This window comes from Vibrio taketomensis, assembly GCF_009938165.1.
Lineage (GTDB): Bacteria > Pseudomonadota > Gammaproteobacteria > Enterobacterales > Vibrionaceae > Vibrio > Vibrio taketomensis.
Genome location: NZ_AP019649.1, coordinates 2,493,905 through 2,512,345, shown reverse-complemented (window position 1 = coordinate 2,512,345; position 18,441 = coordinate 2,493,905). Strand labels below are relative to the sequence as shown.

At 45.2% G+C, this 18,441-nt stretch carries 17 protein-coding genes and 2 pseudogenes; 14 read left to right on the top strand and 5 right to left on the bottom strand.

Annotated elements, in window-relative coordinates:
- Window positions 1–12: 12 nt before the first annotated feature.
- Window positions 13–1,236, top strand: a complete 1,224-nt coding sequence (locus tag Vt282_RS11545) for an FAD-dependent 2-octaprenylphenol hydroxylase (protein ID WP_162063441.1) — start codon at window positions 13–15, stop codon at window positions 1,234–1,236.
- A 67-nt stretch (window positions 1,237–1,303) separates the two neighbouring features.
- Here Vt282_RS11545 and Vt282_RS11540 read toward each other — a convergent pair whose 3' ends face one another.
- From Vt282_RS11540 to ygfZ, 3 genes are all read right to left on the bottom strand, one after another.
- Window positions 1,304–1,510: a DUF1107 domain-containing protein gene (locus tag Vt282_RS11540; RefSeq protein ID WP_162045592.1), complete on the bottom strand. Its 207-nt coding sequence runs from the start codon at window positions 1,508–1,510 to the stop codon at window positions 1,304–1,306.
- A gap of 586 nt (window positions 1,511–2,096) precedes the next feature.
- Window positions 2,097–2,573: an aminoacyl-tRNA deacylase gene (locus Vt282_RS11535; protein WP_162063440.1), complete on the bottom strand. Its 477-nt coding sequence runs from the start codon at window positions 2,571–2,573 to the stop codon at window positions 2,097–2,099.
- Entirely contained in the window at window positions 2,563–3,528 is a 966-nt protein-coding gene (gene ygfZ, locus Vt282_RS11530) for a tRNA-modifying protein YgfZ (RefSeq protein ID WP_162063439.1), read from the bottom strand. The genes Vt282_RS11535 and ygfZ overlap by 11 nt, the downstream gene beginning before the upstream one ends.
- 238 nt (window positions 3,529–3,766) lie before the next feature.
- Between ygfZ and Vt282_RS11525 the strand changes: the two genes are divergently transcribed.
- Both Vt282_RS11525 and Vt282_RS11520 read left to right on the top strand, forming a co-directional pair.
- The gene (locus Vt282_RS11525) at window positions 3,767–4,027 is read left to right on the top strand and encodes an FAD assembly factor SdhE (protein ID WP_162045595.1); all 261 of its coding nucleotides are present in this window, start codon (window positions 3,767–3,769) and stop codon (window positions 4,025–4,027) included.
- Window positions 4,028–4,079: 52 nt separating this feature from the next.
- Window positions 4,080–4,391 (top strand): hypothetical protein, encoded by a 312-nt coding sequence (locus tag Vt282_RS11520; protein ID WP_332057962.1) that lies wholly within the window; start codon window positions 4,080–4,082, stop codon window positions 4,389–4,391.
- Window positions 4,392–4,411: 20 nt separating this feature from the next.
- On the opposite strand, the gene nadB is transcribed toward Vt282_RS11520, so the two are convergent.
- Entirely contained in the window at window positions 4,412–6,025 is a 1,614-nt protein-coding gene (nadB, locus tag Vt282_RS11515; protein ID WP_162045597.1) for an L-aspartate oxidase, read from the bottom strand.
- 312 nt (window positions 6,026–6,337) lie between these two features.
- On the opposite strand from nadB, the gene rpoE reads away from it, so the two are divergent.
- The 11 genes and pseudogenes from rpoE (at window position 6,338) to acpS (ending at window position 15,540) form a co-directional block, all read left to right on the top strand.
- Window positions 6,338–6,916, top strand: a complete 579-nt coding sequence (rpoE, locus tag Vt282_RS11510) for an RNA polymerase sigma factor RpoE (RefSeq protein WP_162063437.1) — start codon at window positions 6,338–6,340, stop codon at window positions 6,914–6,916.
- Between the two features lie 11 nt (window positions 6,917–6,927).
- Complete coding sequence (locus Vt282_RS11505; RefSeq protein WP_269472555.1) at window positions 6,928–7,557, top strand: RseA family anti-sigma factor; 630 nt, start codon at window positions 6,928–6,930, stop codon at window positions 7,555–7,557.
- Entirely contained in the window at window positions 7,554–8,513 is a 960-nt protein-coding gene (gene rseB, locus Vt282_RS11500) for a sigma-E factor regulatory protein RseB (RefSeq protein ID WP_162063435.1), read from the top strand. Before Vt282_RS11505 ends, rseB begins: the two co-directional genes overlap by 4 nt.
- A gap of 4 nt (window positions 8,514–8,517) precedes the next feature.
- Window positions 8,518–8,988, top strand: a complete 471-nt coding sequence (locus tag Vt282_RS11495; RefSeq protein WP_162045601.1) for a SoxR reducing system RseC family protein — start codon at window positions 8,518–8,520, stop codon at window positions 8,986–8,988.
- A gap of 114 nt (window positions 8,989–9,102) precedes the next feature.
- Complete coding sequence (gene lepA, locus Vt282_RS11490) at window positions 9,103–10,896, top strand: translation elongation factor 4 (RefSeq protein ID WP_162045602.1); 1,794 nt, start codon at window positions 9,103–9,105, stop codon at window positions 10,894–10,896.
- A gap of 90 nt (window positions 10,897–10,986) precedes the next feature.
- Window positions 10,987–11,883, top strand: coding sequence for a signal peptidase I (lepB, locus tag Vt282_RS11485; protein ID WP_162063434.1), 897 nt, complete (start codon window positions 10,987–10,989; stop codon window positions 11,881–11,883).
- A gap of 95 nt (window positions 11,884–11,978) precedes the next feature.
- Window positions 11,979–12,655: pseudogene (gene rnc, locus Vt282_RS11480) on the top strand (ribonuclease III).
- Complete coding sequence (gene era / locus Vt282_RS11475; protein ID WP_162063433.1) at window positions 12,648–13,622, top strand: GTPase Era; 975 nt, start codon at window positions 12,648–12,650, stop codon at window positions 13,620–13,622. The pseudogene rnc and the gene era overlap by 8 nt, the downstream one beginning before the upstream one ends.
- Before the next feature lie 80 nt (window positions 13,623–13,702).
- Window positions 13,703–14,422, top strand: coding sequence for a DNA repair protein RecO (gene recO / locus Vt282_RS11470; protein WP_162045606.1), 720 nt, complete (start codon window positions 13,703–13,705; stop codon window positions 14,420–14,422).
- Between the two features lie 2 nt (window positions 14,423–14,424).
- A complete protein-coding gene (gene pdxJ, locus Vt282_RS11465; protein WP_162063432.1) occupies window positions 14,425–15,156 on the top strand; it encodes a pyridoxine 5'-phosphate synthase in 732 nt (243 codons plus the stop codon).
- A 3-nt stretch (window positions 15,157–15,159) separates the two neighbouring features.
- Window positions 15,160–15,540 (top strand): holo-ACP synthase, encoded by a 381-nt coding sequence (gene acpS, locus Vt282_RS11460; RefSeq protein ID WP_162063431.1) that lies wholly within the window; start codon window positions 15,160–15,162, stop codon window positions 15,538–15,540.
- Between the two features lie 71 nt (window positions 15,541–15,611).
- Here the strand turns inward: acpS and barA are convergent.
- Window positions 15,612–18,391, bottom strand: a pseudogene (barA, locus tag Vt282_RS11455) (two-component sensor histidine kinase BarA).
- Window positions 18,392–18,441 lie beyond the last annotated feature (50 nt).

The following is an 18,441-nucleotide window of genomic DNA, read 5'->3' as shown; positions in this document are numbered from 1 at the left end:
GATTAGAAAAATATGATGCAAAGTGTAGATATTGCAATAGTTGGCGGTGGTATGGTTGGCCTGGCTCTGGCCGCAGCTTTAAAGGATTCAGAGCTGAGAATTGCGGTTATTGAAAGTCGTGAACCAGAACAAGATTTAAATGACTTGCCAGATGTTCGAGTGTCAGCGTTGAGCCGATCTAGTGAAACCATTCTGCGTAATCTTGGTGCTTGGCAAGGTATTATCGACCGTCGTGCTGCCCCATATATGGCAATGGAAGTGTGGGAGCAAGATAGTTTTGCGCGTATCGAATTTGATGCACAAAAACTGGCGCAACCCAACCTTGGTCATATTGTTGAAAACCGTGTCATTCAGTTGGCATTATTGGAGCAAGTGCAAAAGCAGAGCAACGTGACGATGTTAATGCCCGCGCAGTGCCAAACATTAGCCATTGGTGAAAGTGAAGCATGGCTGACCTTAGCGAATGGTCAGTCGCTTACTGCCAAATTGGTGATTGGTGCTGATGGTGCTAACTCATGGGTGCGTCGCCAACAAGATATTCCTTTAACACATTGGGATTATGGTCATAGCGCAATCGTTGCCAATGTATGGACACAAGAGCCACACGAGCAAGTTGCTCGTCAAATATTTACCCCGCAAGGGCCATTGGCTTTCCTACCTATGGGTAATAGCCAAATGAGCTCAATCGTTTGGTCTACCGAGCCTAGCCGTGCAGAGCGTTTAGTGGCGATGGACAAAGATGACTTCAATAAGGCACTAACCGCAGAATTTGACGCTCGTCTTGGTATGTGTGAGGTTGTCGGGGAGCGTTTTGCATTCCCTCTGAAGATGCGTTACGCACGAGATTTTGTCACTGAGCGTGTTGCTTTAGTCGGTGATGCTGCGCATACCATTCATCCTTTGGCAGGGCAAGGGGTTAACCTTGGCTTGTTAGATGCTGCGAGTCTCGCGCAGGAGATTCTGACGTTATGGCAACAAGGGCAAGATATTGGTAGTAAACGTAACTTACGGGGCTACGAGCGCTGGCGTAAAGCAGAGGCGGCGAAAATGATTGCGGCTATGCAAGGCTTTAAAGATTTGTTTGAAGGCGATAACCCTGCGAAAAAATTGATTCGTGGTATCGGTATGAAGCTTGCTGGTCAACTTCCCGGCGCTAAAGATGAGATCATGAAACGTGCTTTGGGCTTGAAAGGTGATTTACCTAATCTAGCGAAAAGCTCGATTTCTTCGATTTAGCATATCTTGTGATGTGTAATGTAAAAAGGTTGGCTTTCGCCAACCTTTTTTTGAATATTTCTGCACATCAAGCATAAGCGCAACGTAACTTCATGATCTCTTGATTCACTTCTTTTACTGCTTGAAAGTGTCTTCGCTCTGCTCTTTCCGGAAGGATAAGTTTTCCATTATCAAATTCAAACTTACCGATGCCGTAAATATAGATTCGTCCCTTAAATAGTCGACTTACGTGTTTAGCAATCATACTTGGTGTATAGCGCTTAAACAGTCTCATAAAATTATCCTTCATGTTTAGCAAGCTTAGTAATTATACGAATTTCCCTCTGGAAAAAATGTGATTCTTATAGGGGAAAATACGGCAAATTGTAACAATGTGGATAATTGTGTTGCCGTAAGCAAATATGCAGGCATTTCCTAATATTTTCGTGATTCTCTGCTCATTATTGCTTTGTCATTTTGTTCGAACTGCAGGTTATTAAAACAAGCTCATATGACAAAATTAAGAATAGCCGATGAAAAGGGATGCCGAGACAGATAAATGTAAATTTTTGATAAAAAAGCCCATACAGGCGGGCGAATAGTCTAGATGCATTACACAAAAGTGGATAACCCTTTAAATCAGGTATTCACTTAGTACTGACAACACAACATTGGTGAAGGGGGGAAGCCGCTATTTAGCGGAGTGAACCCCAAAAAACGCAGGGCGTGTTAACAGTTGGTTTAGAATAGAATAAAAAAACACCAATGACTACTTATGCTGATATTGTGAATAAAAAAGAATCACAGCTCTTACCATTAACTTTGATCTGTGTCGCTAAACTATGTAATGCAGTGTTGTGATTAAAGTTGAATGGTGATCATTATCGACATATATCAGCGAGGGTTGGTTTGCAGAGCTTAATAAGATCTTGGCAATTAAGCGCGACGCCAGCCAAATGACTTCCGCTGCTGATGGTCACTTCCGGCTCTTGAAGCAATCGAGAATCAAAAATGATGGGCATGGGTTGAGGAAGTAGTAATGGGGTGACGGTGCCAACTTGATAGCCAGTCAGTTCGACGATGGTTGATGCATCGGCACAGGTCATGCGGCGACTGTTAAGCAGTGATCGGACTTTTTTAGGATCGACTGATTTATCTCCCGGTACGCAAGCTAATACAAATAGGTCGCTCATATCGCGTAGTAGGATGGATTTGACCATTTGTGATTGGCGGATACCACGCTGCTGCGCAGCATCAGCAACACTTACGGCAGGTGTTGCATGCGGCAACAGGCGATATTGCACCTGCTGCACATCTAAATAGACGGTGACTTTGGTTTGCAAGGCACTATTCGTCATCAAGTGTGTACGGTAGTGGTTGCATGGTCCAAAGAGCACTTGGCTGCTCAGCTAAGCGTAGCTGGGTATCGGCTTCTAAAGTATTTGGTAATACGGCCAATGCAATGGTTTCACCATCACTAAAACGATAGTGCGCCAGCAATTGACCTGCACTGCGCCAGTTATCACCCACAGCGCGTTCAAGGTTGGCTGGTAGTGCCGGTTCTTGTTCGGTGTAACCTTTAACAATGTACATTGCGCGCTTATTGATGCCACGGTACTTAGCGCGGGCCACGGTCTCTTGACCCGTGTAACAACCTTTCTTAAAGCTAATTCCATCTAGAGCCTGAACGTTGAGTGCTTGAGGAATATGCTCCCCTTGCTCTGCTTGTTCAACAATCGGTAGCGCTGCTTCAATGTCAAAACGACGCCAAATCGCTTCGTTGACTTTTAATGCCCCTGTTTGCTGCGCAAATTCAGCTGCATTTTCTGCATCGAGCGCTAACAGCCAACGCTGTGAATCAATCTTAACCGCCGTACCGCCAGTCACTGTACGAACATCACCGGTTTCTTCGCTCATCTGATCGATCACGGATTGTGCTTGGGTTCCGATGAGGCCTAGGAGAATATCTTCACTTTGCTTGATCTCTACTTTTGAGAAAATCGCGTATTTTTTGATTTCAGCCAGCTGTTTTTCTAGTGCAGATTGCGGCTCAAATAATGCGTAACCCCCTTGATGGTGGAACACACGGAATACCGACCACACTTTACCTTTCGCATCACAATGAGCACCAAAAGTTGATTGTGACTTATCGAGTTGAACCACATCACAAGTGACTTGACCTTGCAGATAGGATTTTGCGTCATTTCCTACCAGTGTTACCAATCCCCAAGATGGTAAATGGGTCAGCATTAGCTCAGGGAGCGCTTCGCTTGCAGTATGCGAAAGGGGAGTGAAGTCGTTAAGCCAATCCATAGTTGTACCTTGATATGTTTGCGTTGATACGAAATGTAGTTGTAACACCTTGAGTGCAAAATTGCATTTTGTCGAACTCATTATCTCTTTACATGGGTGCGTGTAACACCTATCACAAGGTGTTGCCCATATTTGTTATTCTACCAAAACTGTGACACTAGTGTGATTGATATAGTAGAGGCAAATAGGCAGGCTTGTTACACTCAGGTTTAACCAATATGTCAGGTGAGGAATGAGAATGTACACCGCAGAAGAAAAAGCGCGTATTAAATGGGCATGTCGTCGTGGTATGTTGGAATTGGACGTGGTTATCATGCCGTTTTTCGAAGAGTGCTTTGATGCTTTAAGCGAGACTGAACAACGAGATTTTGTTTCCCTATTGGAATCCGATGATCCGGATTTGTTCACTTGGGTGATGGGGCACGGTCGCAGTGAAAATTTAAGCCATGCTTCGATGGTAGATAAAATTGTCGCCCATAACCTCAGTAAAGTGCGTTAAGTGTAGACTCACATCCAGTCGTTATTCTTTTCAGGCCAATACCATTCTTCTGGTGTTGGCCTGTTGTTTATTGATCATTAGTGATATTCCACTAGTGGTGACTGCCTACTTGTTGATTCAACTTGTTTTTACTTATCGTCGCGATGGTTTATTGGCCGCCAGCTTAGTTGGCGATATTGCTGTTTATCCTGATGGACGAGTGCAAACAGAGCTTGGTTGCTACACTTACCGGCGTGCATGGCTGGTATTTTCTGAGCTTGTGATTATATTAAGTGTTCACCGTGGTTGGCATTTCATCTGGCGTGATAGTGTGGATGAAGAACATTACTGGCAATTATTGATGCTATTAAAAAAGGAGCCATGAAGGCTCCTTTTGCGTTTTGTTTACTTGAGTTTCTCTGGAACCAAAATAGTTGGACCACTATTTTCCAGCTGATCTGGGTAATCGAGAGTGTAATGCAAGCCACGACTTTCTTTACGTTCCATCGCACAGCGCACCATCAACTCAGCGACTTGTAGCAGGTTACGCAGTTCAAGTAGGTTATTAGAAACATGGAAGTTGCTGTAGTACTCGTGCGTTTCTTGTTGCAGCAGTTGAATACGGCGTAGTGCACGCTCTAAACGTTTGTCAGTACGAACAATGCCCATGTAATCCCACATAAATAGGCGCAGTTCATGCCAGTTATGTTGAATCACCACTTCCTCGTCACTATTACTTACTTGGCTCTCATCCCAATGTGGTAGTGATGCAGGCATAGCGACGTTGTCGATGTTAGCCAAAATATGTTTCGATGCTGACCATGCATAAACCACACATTCAAGTAGTGAGTTTGATGCCATTCGGTTAGCACCATGCAAACCGGTATAGCTCACTTCACCAATCGCATACAGATTATCTAAATCGGTACGACCATCTTGGTCTACCATGACACCGCCGCAGGTGTAGTGTGCAGCAGGTACCACTGGAATAGGTTCTTTGGTCATATCGATGCCAAGATCCATCAGTCGAGTGTAGATAGTTGGGAAATGCTTTTGGACAAAATCGGCTGGCTTATGGCTGATGTCAACATACATGCAGTCTGCGCCAAGACGTTTCATTTCAAAGTCGATGGCACGTGCTACGACATCACGCGGTGCAAGTTCTGCACGCTCATCAAAGTCGGGCATAAAGCGTGAGCCATCAGGACGGCGTAGGTAAGCACCTTCGCCACGTAATGCTTCTGTAAGTAGGAAGTTACGTGCTTCTGGGTGGAACAAGCAAGTTGGGTGGAATTGGTTGAACTCTAAGTTCGCGACGCGACAACCTGCACGCCAAGCAATCGCAATGCCATCACCAGACGACACGTCAGGGTTTGACGTGTACTGGTATACTTTTGATGCGCCACCTGTTGCCAATACAACGAATTTACTGCGAACGGTTTCTACATGTTCTTCGTTACGGTTCCAGATGTAGGCACCTACCACTTTTTTATTGTCACCACCGATTTTCTCTTCGGTGATCAAATCAAGTGCGTTATGGCGTTCAAGAACGGTGATATTTGGGTGATTATGAACGTTATCTTGCAATGAAGTTTGCATCGCCATGCCAGTGGCATCTGCAGCATGCAAAATGCGGCGATGGCTATGACCACCTTCACGCGTTAAGTGGTAACGCGGTGCTTCATCGCTGTCATTGTCTTCACGGTCAAAAGGCACACCACCATCAATTAGCCATTGCACACATTCTTTCGCGTTCTCAGCGATGAATTTAACGGTGTCTTCTTCACAGATTCCACCGCCAGCAATAAGCGTATCCTCAACATGTGAGTCGATGCTATCAGACTCATCAAATACAGCGGCAATGCCGCCTTGAGCGTAGAATGTTGCCCCTTCACTGCGTGGTCCTTTACTTAACACAATGACTTTGCCGTGCTCGGCAACACGCAACGCTAATGACAGACCAGCAGCTCCGCTGCCAATCACAAGTACATCACATTGATGTTCACGGTTTGCGTTCATAAAATTCTTTATTGTCCTAAATAATCAAAGCGTGCGTTCACGCTATAAACTTTTGTTAACAACAATATTAACACTCCCTGCACCGTAATTGTGCTTTATTGTCGTTGCTTTTCGCTCATTTCGTCCTCACAATCTAGCAACTAAGGTCGTTGACTTATCACTAGCTAAGAATAAATGAATTTATTTTGAACTTTCATTTCTTTACGAGGTCACAATAGTGCTCAAGTAAGCAGTGGTGTCAATACTACATTTTGCACAATTAATTCTCACCACCTGTGGTTATGAGATAGAACGATAGGAGTAAACGCTCGAATGAACGAGCCGCTGACCGATCAAGTATTAATTGAGCGAGTTCAGAGTGGAGATAAGCAAGCATTTAATTTACTCGTTTTGAGATATCAAAACAAAGTGTGCAACCTTATTTCCCGCTATGTGAGCAATCCTGGTGATGTCCCTGACGTAGCGCAAGAAGCATTTATTAAAGCTTATCGAGCAATACCTAGTTTTCGTGGCGAAAGCGCATTTTATACTTGGTTATATCGTATCGCTGTTAATACTGCGAAGAACCACATAGTGGCCCAAAGCCGCAGGCCTCCAACGCAAGATGTGGACACTGAAGAAGCTGAATATTACGAAAATGGCAGTGCATTAAAAGAAATATCGAACCCTGAGAACTTAACGTTGTCCAAGGAATTGAAACAGGTAGTTTTCAGTGCGATAGATGCATTGCCTGATGATTTAAAAACTGCAATGACTCTGCGAGAACTTGATGGTTTGAGTTACGAAGAGATCGCTGCAGTCATGGATTGCCCCGTAGGAACAGTACGTTCGCGTATTTTCCGTGCACGTGAAGCGGTAGAGAAGAAAATTCAACCGCTTTTACAACGCTAGTCGCAACATTTATGGTGAAAATAATGGCTGACAAAGAGAAACTTTCAGCACTCATGGATGGAGAATTGATCGATAAAGCTTTAATTGCGGAGCTTGAAAACGATCAACAAGGCTTAGAAGCCTGGAAGAACTATCATTTAATTGGTGATGTTCTTCGTGGTGATGCACCAGCAAAGCCTGAGTGGAATATTGCTGAAAGCGTAGCTTTAGCGTTAGAAAATGAACCAGCTCATAGTGTCTATACTGCAGATAAAGTCACGAGTATTGAGACTGCGCGTCTTGAAGCTCAGCCGACACCGAAATCAGCAGCTTGGACGTTACCTAACTGGCTTACCCAGTTGGGTCAGGTGGGGATTGCCGCTTGTGTCTCACTGGCTGTTGTACTTGGTGTTCAACAATATGGTGAAAACCCAACAGCTGAAGCGGATCAAATTCCAGTACTTCAAACCATTCCATTTTCTGGAAGTGCGGAACCTGTGAGTCTTACTCGTGATGAAGCGAATTCGTCTAAAAACTCACTGAATGTGCAAGAACAACGCCGTCGTATTAACGCATTACTGCAAGATTACGAGCTGCAACTTAGACTTCATAGTGGATCGGTTGGTGAAGCAGACAACGATCTAGATACGGTAGTTGAATGAAAAAATTTCTGATCAGTGCGCTGACACTGTTCAGTTTGACGTCTCCGATGGCCTTTGCTGAAGAAAAACCAGCAGAGGCCTTGTTGCATCAAATGAACGAGGCTAGTCAGCAACTTAATTTCGAGATCTCTTATATCCTGATTAAGAAAAACAGTATTGAACCATTGCTTTATCGTCATGCTCGTGACGGACAAGAGCATTTTGCTCATCTGGTTTATCTTAGTGGACCTATTCGAGAAGTAATTCGTCGTGGCGACGAAGTGAGCTACATTGAGCCGGGTGTTGACCCATTTACGATCGAGTCGGCGGATATGGTCGCGCCAACGTTCCCGATGCTGAACAGCGATATCTCTCACCTAAATGATAACTATGACTTTATTCAAGTAGGTAGAGCGCGAGAAGCAGGAGCTGCATGCCAGGTGCTGCGCATCGTGCCAAAAGATGGCTTACGTTACAGCTATGTGCTTTGGGTTGATGAAAAGAGCAAATTACCATTGCGTGCCGATCTTATTGATCGTGATGGTGAAGTTCTCGAGCAATACCGCGCTATCTCATACAGTGTGAATGACCATATTGCGGAGATTTTGAGTGGCCTAAAAGGGGTGAAATTGCCTCCGGTGATCTCATTGCCAAAAGGTGAAGTCAAACAGTCGTTTTGGAGTGCAGGCTGGATTCCGAGTGGCTTTGAAGCGACAGAGCTAAACCGTTATCGTATGGCTGTAACTGACCGCATGGTTGAGAGTCAAATGTATACTGACGGGCTGTTTAACTTCTCTATTTATGTATCGCCACGTGACAGCCATTCACTGAAAGGGCAGATCGTGCGTCAAGGTCGCCGCACGTTGCATACGTCTGTACGCGGAGACGTTGAGATTTCGGTTGTTGGTGACATTCCGCCAGCAACTGCGCAACGTATCGCTCAATCAGTCAAAGTGAATCCAACGCAAGAGAAATAATTCTATGATGACAGCACTCGCGACGGTTTCTAACGTCACGCGAAAATCATCAGGGTACGATGTGGAATTAAGTTGTGAGCAGCAAACTAGCTGCTCCAGCTGCTCCTCGCAAAAAAGTTGCGGCACAGGGATTGTATCAAAAGCCGTTGGACGCAAAGTCCTGCACTGGCATCTATTTACGCAGCAAGCGGTGAAAGTCGGTCAAGTGGTAGAAATTGGCATGGCTGAGAAGAGTTTATTGCAGTCAGCGGCGGTGGTTTATATCACGCCGTTACTGGCATTAATCCTCGGAGCTGTTTTGGCGCATTTATGGTTAGCACCAATGATTGGCGGTGGTGAGGGGCTGGTAATTTTGGTCTCTGCATTATTTACCGCTGGTGGAATTTTGTTGGCAAAACACTTTGCGCACCGCCTTGAGCGACAATCCTCGCAACAAGTCATATTATTAAGAGTATTGGGAGAGCCTATCCAGTGAAATACTCAAGTGACTTGGGTATCAAAATTGGATAGAATCTGCCAACTTGATTGAAATGCCGTCAAACGACGGCTTTCTTATGTCCTATTTTAAAGAGTTTAGTCACCCCAAATCATGAAGCACATTCGTAACTTTTCGATTATCGCCCACATCGACCATGGTAAGTCGACCCTATCTGACCGTCTGATCCAAGTATGTGGTGGTCTAACCGATCGCGAAATGGCAGAGCAAGTTCTTGACTCAATGGATCTAGAACGTGAGCGTGGCATCACCATCAAATCACAGAGTGTGACTCTAAACTACACGGCTAAAGATGGCGAAACATACCAGCTTAACTTCATCGACACTCCAGGACACGTAGACTTCGCATACGAAGTATCTCGTTCTCTTGCTGCATGTGAAGGTGCACTATTGGTGGTTGACGCAGGTCAGGGCGTAGAAGCACAGACTCTTGCTAACTGTTACACCGCAATCGAAATGGATCTTGAAGTAGTGCCAATCCTTAACAAGATTGACCTACCTGCAGCAGATCCTGAGCGTGTAGCAGAAGAAATTGAAGATATCGTTGGTATCGATGCTGTTGACGCAACGCGTTGTAGTGCGAAAACTGGCCTCGGTGTTGATGATGTTCTAGAAACTATCGTGGCTAAGATTCCAGCACCAGAAGGTGATGCGGATGCGCCACTTCAAGCGCTAATCATCGACTCTTGGTTCGATAACTACCTTGGCGTTGTGTCTCTGGTACGTATTAAAAACGGCGTACTGAAGAAGAACGACAAGATCAAAGTAATGAGCACGGGCCAGACTTGGGGTGTAGACCGTCTAGGTATCTTTACGCCGAAGCAAGTTGACACCGACGTATTACGTACCGGTGAGGTAGGTTGGGTTGTTTGTGGTATCAAAGACATCCTAGGCGCACCAGTAGGTGATACGCTAACGCTATCGAAAAACGGCAGCGAAACACCATTACCAGGCTTTAAGAAAGTAAAACCTCAGGTTTATGCGGGTCTATTCCCAGTATCATCTGACGATTACGAAAACTTCCGTGATGCACTAGGTAAACTAAGCCTAAACGACGCATCGCTATTCTACGAGCCAGAAAACTCGGCGGCATTAGGCTTTGGTTTCCGTTGTGGTTTCCTAGGTATGCTGCACATGGAAATCATTCAAGAGCGTCTTGAGCGTGAATACGATCTTGATCTGATCACCACGGCGCCTACCGTAGTTTACGAAGTTGAAAAAACTGACGGTGAAGTTTTCTACGTAGATAGCCCAGCGAAACTGCCAGCGGTGAACGATATTGAAGAGATTCGTGAGCCAATCGCACGTTGTAATATTCTAGTGCCATCTGACTACCTAGGTAACGTAATCACATTATGTATTGAAAAACGTGGTATTCAGGTAGATATGGTTTACCACGGTAACCAAGTGGCAGTGACATACGACATTCCAATGGCGGAAGTAGTACTAGACTTCTTTGACCGTTTGAAATCAACGTCTCGTGGTTACGCATCACTAGACTACAACTTCCAACGCTTTGAAGCGTCAAACATGGTACGTGTAGACGTACTGCTAAACGGTGACAAAGTGGATGCATTGGCATTGATCACTCACAAAGATCAATCGCAAACACGTGGTCGTCAGTTGGTTGAGAAGATGAAAGAGTTCATTCCTCGCCAAATGTTTGATATCGCAATTCAAGCGGCAATCGGTAACCACATCATCGCACGTTCAACGGTTAAACAGCTACGTAAAAACGTACTGGCGAAATGTTACGGTGGTGACGTGAGCCGTAAGAAGAAACTGTTGAAGAAACAGAAAGAAGGTAAGAAACGCATGAAGCAGATCGGTAACGTAGAGCTGCCTCAAGAGGCGTTCCTAGCGATTCTTCATGTTGGTAAAGATTAATAAATTGGGCATTTGCTCAACGTTATGATCAAAGTAAGTGAAAGGGTTTCGGCTCTTTCACTTTCGTGTTTTTGAAAGTAAGGGAAGTCAATGGCAAATACGTTTTCACTTATCCTAGTTCTCGTTACGTTAGTTACGGGCATTGTATGGGCACTAGAGAAGTTGGTTTTTGCAAAAAAACGTCAGCTAAAATTAGCCGCGGTTGAAGCTCAAACCAACGGTTTAGATTCTGCGGCGATTGAAAAAATCAAAGCTCAGCCTTGGTGGATTGAAAACAGCGTATCGATTTTCCCAGTGATTGCTTTTGTCTTGGTACTGCGTTCGTTTGTTTACGAGCCGTTTCAAATTCCATCAGGGTCAATGATGCCAACACTATTGGTTGGTGATTTTATTTTGGTTGAAAAGTACGCTTACGGTTTAAAAGATCCGGTATGGCGTACACAGTTAGTTGAAGTGGGTAAACCTGAGCGTGGTGATGTGGTGGTATTTAAATACCCACCTCAACCAAGCATCGACTACATTAAACGTGTGGTAGGTCTACCTGGTGATACCGTGCGTTACGGTGCTGATAAACAAATCTGCATCAAAAAAGCCGGTGAGCATAGCTGTAAGCCAGTAAAACTATTTAACGTTGAAGAAAGCGAATTTATTCAAAATGGCGTGCCAATGATTCAAATGGATGAGTTGTTGGGCAAAGAGCAGCACCAAATTTTGATCAACCCACTACGTCGTGACCGTGTAGATGCATACTATCCGCGTCCTGGTGTAAGTGAATGGGTTGTTCCTCAAGGTCAGTACTTTGTGATGGGTGATAACCGTGACAACAGCGCTGACAGTCGCTACTGGGGTTTTGTTCCAGAAGCAAACTTAGTGGGTAAGGCCGTAGGTATTTGGATCAGCTTCGAATTCGAACGCGGTGAAGATAGCGTCCTACCAACTTGGATTCCTACCGGTGTGCGTTTCAACCGCATTGGTGGGATTAACTAAATCTTGAATCTATCTGATGTTGCGACTTGGCTGATATGCTGCTTGGTGGCAACATCATTTATTAAAGAGATGACTAAATTGATTAACGAGAGAGCATGAATTCTCCAATCGCATTACTAGAGAAAAGCTCGGTTATAGCTTTACGCAAGCTGAGCTTATTAACCTTGCACTGACTCACCGCAGTGCCAATGGTAAACACAACGAACGTCTTGAGTTTCTGGGCGATTCAATTTTAAGTTTTGTTATTGCTGATGATCTCTATCACCGCTTTCCAAAAGTGAATGAAGGGGATATGAGCCGCATGCGTGCAACGCTGGTGCGAGGTAACACATTGGCGGAACTAGGGCGTGAATTCGCTTTAGGAGATTACTTAAAATTAGGTCCAGGTGAGTTGAAAAGTGGCGGTTTCCGTCGTGACTCAATTTTAGCTGATGCTGTCGAAGCCATCATTGGTGCTATCTATCTAGATAGTGACCTAGAAACGGTTCGCGGTATCGTGCTGAGCTGGTACCAATCTCGCCTAGAAGCAATCAAGCCTGGTGTATCGCAGAAAGACCCGAAAACTCGCCTTCAAGAGTTCCTTCAAGGTCGCAGAAAACCGCTGCCTGTTTACACAGTGACTAATATTAAAGGTGAAGCACACAACCAAGAGTTTACGGTTTCGTGTGAAGTTGCAGGTATCGGAGCACCTGTGATCGGCAAAGGTACCAGTCGTCGCAAGGCAGAACAGGCGGCTGCGGAAACAGCACTAGAGCAATTGACCAATGGCTGATTCAGATAACAACGAATTTGATATCGATGCATATTTTGCGTCGGGCAATGAGCAACCAACCAGCTCACCGGAAAACCAACACTGTGGCTTTGTTGCGATTGTTGGTCCTAACGTAGGTAAATCAACCCTGCTGAACCGCATTCTGGGTCAGAAGATTTCGATTACCTCACGTAAACCACAAACCACACGTCACCGTATTATGGGCGTGGATACTGACGGCGATTACCAAGCAATTTATGTTGATACCCCAGGACTTCATATTGAAGAAAAGCGTGCTATCAACCGCTTGATGAACCGCGCTGCTAGCTCATCACTGAGTGATGTGAACCTAGTATTTTTCTTGGTTGATGGTACACACTGGACCAACGACGATGAGATGGTGCTAAACAAACTACGTAACGCGAACTTCCCAGTTGTGCTTTGTGTTAACAAAGTCGACGTGGTCGCTGACCGTAACGACGTTATGCTGCATATGATGGATCTGTCGAAGAAGATGGAATTCGTCGATGTTGTGCCAATTTCAGCGAAACACGGTAAGAACATTGAAGTACTGCGTAAGCATGTGCGTGAGCACTTACCAAAAGCGGTACACCATTTCCCAGAAGAGTACGTAACAGATCGTTCTCAGCGCTTTATGGCGTCGGAAATCGTGCGTGAAAAACTGATGCGTTTTACCGGTGAAGAACTGCCTTACTCTGTGACAGTGGAAATCGAGCGTTTCGATTACAACCCTGAGACTGACGGTTTCCATATCAATGCGTTGATCTTGGTTGAACGTAGTGGTCAGAAGAAAATGGTGATCGGTAAAGGTGGCGAAAAGATCAAAACCATCGGTCGCGAAGCGCGTTTGGACATGGAAGAGCTGTTTGGCCGTAAGGTTTACCTAGAAACTTGGGTTAAAGTGAAATCAGGTTGGGCTGATGATGAGCGTGCATTGCGCTCGCTAGGTTATATCGACGATTTGTAATGCAGTGAAGCTATTGAGCTTCGCTCCCAATCAATACTAAGGAGCCGTTTGGCTCCTTTTTGTTACAAGTAAAGGAATCTATGTCCGCAGACGGTTTACAACGTTGCTTTGTGCTGCATCGTCGCCCTTACAGTGAGTCGAGTTTGATTCTCGATGTTTTCAGTGAGGAGTATGGTCGTGTCTCGATTATGTCCAAAGGTGCGCGCAGTAAACGTTCCAACCTTAAAGGGGCATTGCAACCATTCACTCCACTATTGCTTAAGTGGTCAGGCAGTGGCTCGATGAAAACGTTACGTCAAGCGGAGCCCATTAGCCTTGGCTTACCTCTTACGGGTATCAACCTATATTCCGCCATGTATGTTAACGAACTGATTGGCCGAGTGCTGATGGCTGAAGTGCCAATGCCAGGGTTATTTCATGATTACTTACATGCATTGACCGAGCTTGCTCAGGCGGAGAACCCAGAGCCTGCTTTGCGCCGTTTTGAGCTAGCACTCCTGTCTGCAATGGGCTATGGTGTTGATTTCCTGCATTGTGCAGGTACTGGTGAACCGATAGACCCAAACATGACTTATCGCTATCGTGAACAAAAAGGGTTTATCGCGTCGGTTAGATTGGACAATTTGACCTTTAAAGGTGATGAACTGATTGCGATCAGTGAACGTAGGTTTATTACTAAACCCCAATTACAAGCTGCTAAGCGATTTACACGTATTGCGTTAAAACCTTATCTTGGTGGCAAACCATTAAAAAGTAGAGAACTCTTTATTTCACGAGTTTCTAGAGCAAGGAGTATTTAGACATGAGCTCAATTTACCTAGGTGTGAATATCGACCACATCGCAACCCTTCGTAACGCACGTGGTACTAAGTACCCAGATCCAGTGCATGCAGCGGAAATTGCTGAGCGAGCAGGGGCGGACGGTATTACCATTCACCTACGTGAAGACCGTCGTCATATCAAAGATCGCGATGTGCGTATTTTGGCTGAAACGCTGCAAACACGCATGAACCTTGAAATGGCAGTTACGGATGAGATGGTGGATATTGCACTCGCAACTAAGCCTGAGTACGTATGTTTAGTGCCAGAAAAGCGTGAAGAGTTAACCACGGAAGGCGGTTTGGATGTGGTTGGTCAGCTAGAAAAAGTGAAAGCAGCAACTGAGAAACTGACGGCTGCAGGGATTAAAGTCTCGCTGTTTATTGATGCTGACCGAGCGCAAATTGATGCATCAAAAGCTTGTGGTGCACCATTTATTGAATTGCATACAGGTCACTATGCCGATGCAGAAACTGAAGCCGAGCAGCAGGCTGAGCTAAAACGCATTGCGGCTGGCGCAAGTTATGCTGCGGGTTTGGGCATCATGGTTAACGCGGGTCACGGTTTGACGTATCACAATGTCTCGGCGATTGCGGCGATTCCTGAAATTTACGAGCTTAATATTGGTCACTCGATTATTGGTCGTGCGGTATTTGATGGTTTAGAAAAAGCCGTGCGCGAGATGAAAGCTTTAATGGTTGAAGCGCGCAAATAAGTTATGGCTATTGTCGGATTAGGTACAGACATCGCAGAAATTGAGCGAGTTGAAAAAGCACTGGCTCGTACTGGTGTCGCATTTGCTGAGCGCATTCTTACCGCTGATGAGATGAAGGCGTTTCATCAAAGTAAGCAGCAAGGGCGTTTTTTAGCTAAGCGTTTTGCTGCCAAAGAGGCAGCGTCAAAAGCGCTCGGCACTGGCATAGCTATGGGCGTATCTTTTCAGGACTTTATGATTGGCAATGATGAATTGGGTAAGCCAGTACTCACGTTACGTAATAAGGCGTTGGAATTGGCAACAAAAATGTCGGTAGCCAATGTGCATGTGTCGATCTCCGATGAGCGTCATTACGCCGTTGCGACGGTTATTTATGAATGCTAGCTGTTAGTGAGCACTAACTGTTGAAGCAAAAAAAGAGCGCCTAGATGGCGCTCTTTTTGTCACTGAAACTATTAACTAAGATAAGGCTCGGCACTGGCTGTGACTTTTTCCATCTCGTCTTGCAGTTCAAATAGCTCAGGCTCGATGTCTTCAATGCTTTGCCCTGAACGAAGCGCTTTTTCAATCGTGGCACAGACTTTTTCAACCGAGGTACGCCTGAGTATGAACAACTACCATGTAACTTGTGTACGTGGTGAATCAACAATTCTAAGTCGGTTTCATCTTGCTCTAATGCTTGCTCCACCACCTGATTGACCTCAGGAATATAGTCAATCAGCATTTGTAGCATGTCTTTGGCCAAATCTTCTTTGTTGGCGGCTTGCTTAAGTGCTGACTGCCAATCAATGATGATATTGCTATACTCTTGATGTGCATCACTGCTTTGTACGACTACGTCACCTTGTAGCGGCAATTCAAGTTTGAGCAACTCATCATGTTTCGCATTGGGATTCCAATGCATCAGTACTTGTTGCAGAACGTGCTCTTCAATTGGTTTGGTGAGGTAATCATCCATGCCAGCTTGCAATAGTCTTTCTTTCTCACCACTCATTGCGTGGGCTGTGACGGCAATCACTGGCGTGTTCGCGTTGAGGGTGGTTTGCTTGATTTTGCTACACGCAGTGACACCATCCATATGTGGCATCTGAATATCCATCAAAATGATATCAAAGCGGCGTTGCTGTGCTTGTTTCACCGCATCTTGACCGCTATTGCATGATATCACCCGTTCAACCCGCTCTTCGAGTAAGGCGCCAATCAGTTTCAAGTTAGCTGGATTGTCATCCACTGCCATGACCGTAAGAGGCAGTGTTTCGTTGTACACCACTTCTTGTTTGATCTCAGGCAAACTCTCTTGATTGGCTGCGAGTGTTTGCAACAGCTTCTTACGCGATAGTGGCTTGGTAATACAATGAATTTGATATTTTTGAATCAAGTAATCAGAGAGCGCCAACATGGTGCTTGGAGTGCCTACCACGACGTGTGGCGCACAAAGCAGCGCTTTCTCTACTAGGCCTTCAACCTTGCTGATTTCATTCGATCGGTTTGGAGCCAAGTTAAGGAGCACATAGTCAAAACGTTCGATCTCATCTGGCATTGAAGAGCGGTAAGTGACCACTAATCCATGCTGAACCAGCATTTGACGAGTAATCGATGCGGCTTGCATGTTAGGTTCAATCAGTAGCAGCGAACGTTGATTTAGTGCACTGGACTCTAGATTGTCTAACATCGGTATTTCAGTGGCTTGCAAACGCAAGGTGAACCAGAAAGTGGAACCTTGATGCAAACGACTGGTAAGACTGATTTCACCGCCCATCTGGCTGACGAGTTTCTGAGTGATGACCAAACCAAGGCCGGTACCACCATAACGGCGAGAAATACTCGCATCTGCTTGACTAAAGGCTTGGAATAACTGGGCTTGTTGGCGTTCTGATATACCAATACCAGTATCGCGCACCATAAACTGCAGCTCGATGAGGTTTTCTTTTTGTGAACGTAGCTCCACACTGATATCAATGTTGCCGCGTTCAGTAAATTTGATTGAGTTACCAACGAGGTTAGTGAGTACTTGCTGAATACGCAACGGATCGCCGACGACGCCCATAGGCACCTTAGGATCGATCTTCAGTGTAATTTCTAATCCCTTTTCATGGGCGCTGGTGGCTTGAAGACTGACCACTTCTTCCAACGTTTCTTGCAGCTCAAATGGAATGTTTTCTAACGCCAATTTACCCGCTTCCAGTTTCGAGAAGTCCAAAATATCATTGATGATATTGAGCAGATTGTTGGCCGATTTTTCGATGGTTTGCAGGTAATCGGCTTGGCTATTGGTCAACTGAGTTTTAAGCATTTGACGGGTAAAGCCAATCACACCATTCAGTGGTGTTCTCAGCTCATGAGACATATTGGCTAAGAACTCCGATTTTACCCGCGCCGCTTCTTGAGCACGTTTTTTGGCAATATCGAGCTCTACGTTTTGAATCTCAAGTTGTTCTAAGGTTTCACGTAAATCGGAAGTCGCTTGGTCGATGCTATGCTGCATCTCTACATGGTATTCGGACAGTGACACCGCCATGGCGTTGATACCATTTTTGAGCTGATCGAGCTCACCATGCATTTTGCCCTCAATCCGCACATCGAGATGACCACGACGAATGCGATCGACCATATTCTTCATATGGCGGATTGGTCGGGTAACATCATGCATCAAACGGAAGGCAAAGTATGCCGAGAGACCAAGACCGGTCATCAAAACCAAGAAAGAAGCAAAGACTTCTTGGTACTGTTGAAGACGCAGTGATGAGAGGTCAAGCTCAATAGAAATGTACCCTAACGCTGGGTTATTTTCTTTACCGCTCGGGCTAGAAACGATCCCCGCCTCACTAATGATAGGAGCTCGAAGCAGTAGAGTATTGTCATGTAAATCTGAGGTAACTAACAGCGGAATCGGTTCATTGCGCGGAAAGGTCAACGACTCAAAGTTAGGGTGAAAGTTTGAGGTTACGAACAGCTCATGGTTGTAATCAAACACAGCAATACTGCGCACAAACTTGGAGTTTTTGCGGTGGGCGTAGCTTATAATTCTACGCACTGACTCACGGCTATTATTCTTTAGTCCATCTTCACTGGCAATCGCCAATGGTTCAATAATATTTAGACCAGAATTAACCACTTGGCGTTCCAAGTCATGGTAGCGGTTAAAAGAAAAAATAGCGCTGAGAAGTAAGCCAATGATGAGGGTTGGCGCTAGAGTAAGGGTAATAACGCGGGCGCGTAAGCCATATCTGGTCATTATTGTCTAAACATCGTGGTGTGGATATGGGAAAATAAGCTCAGTGTAAT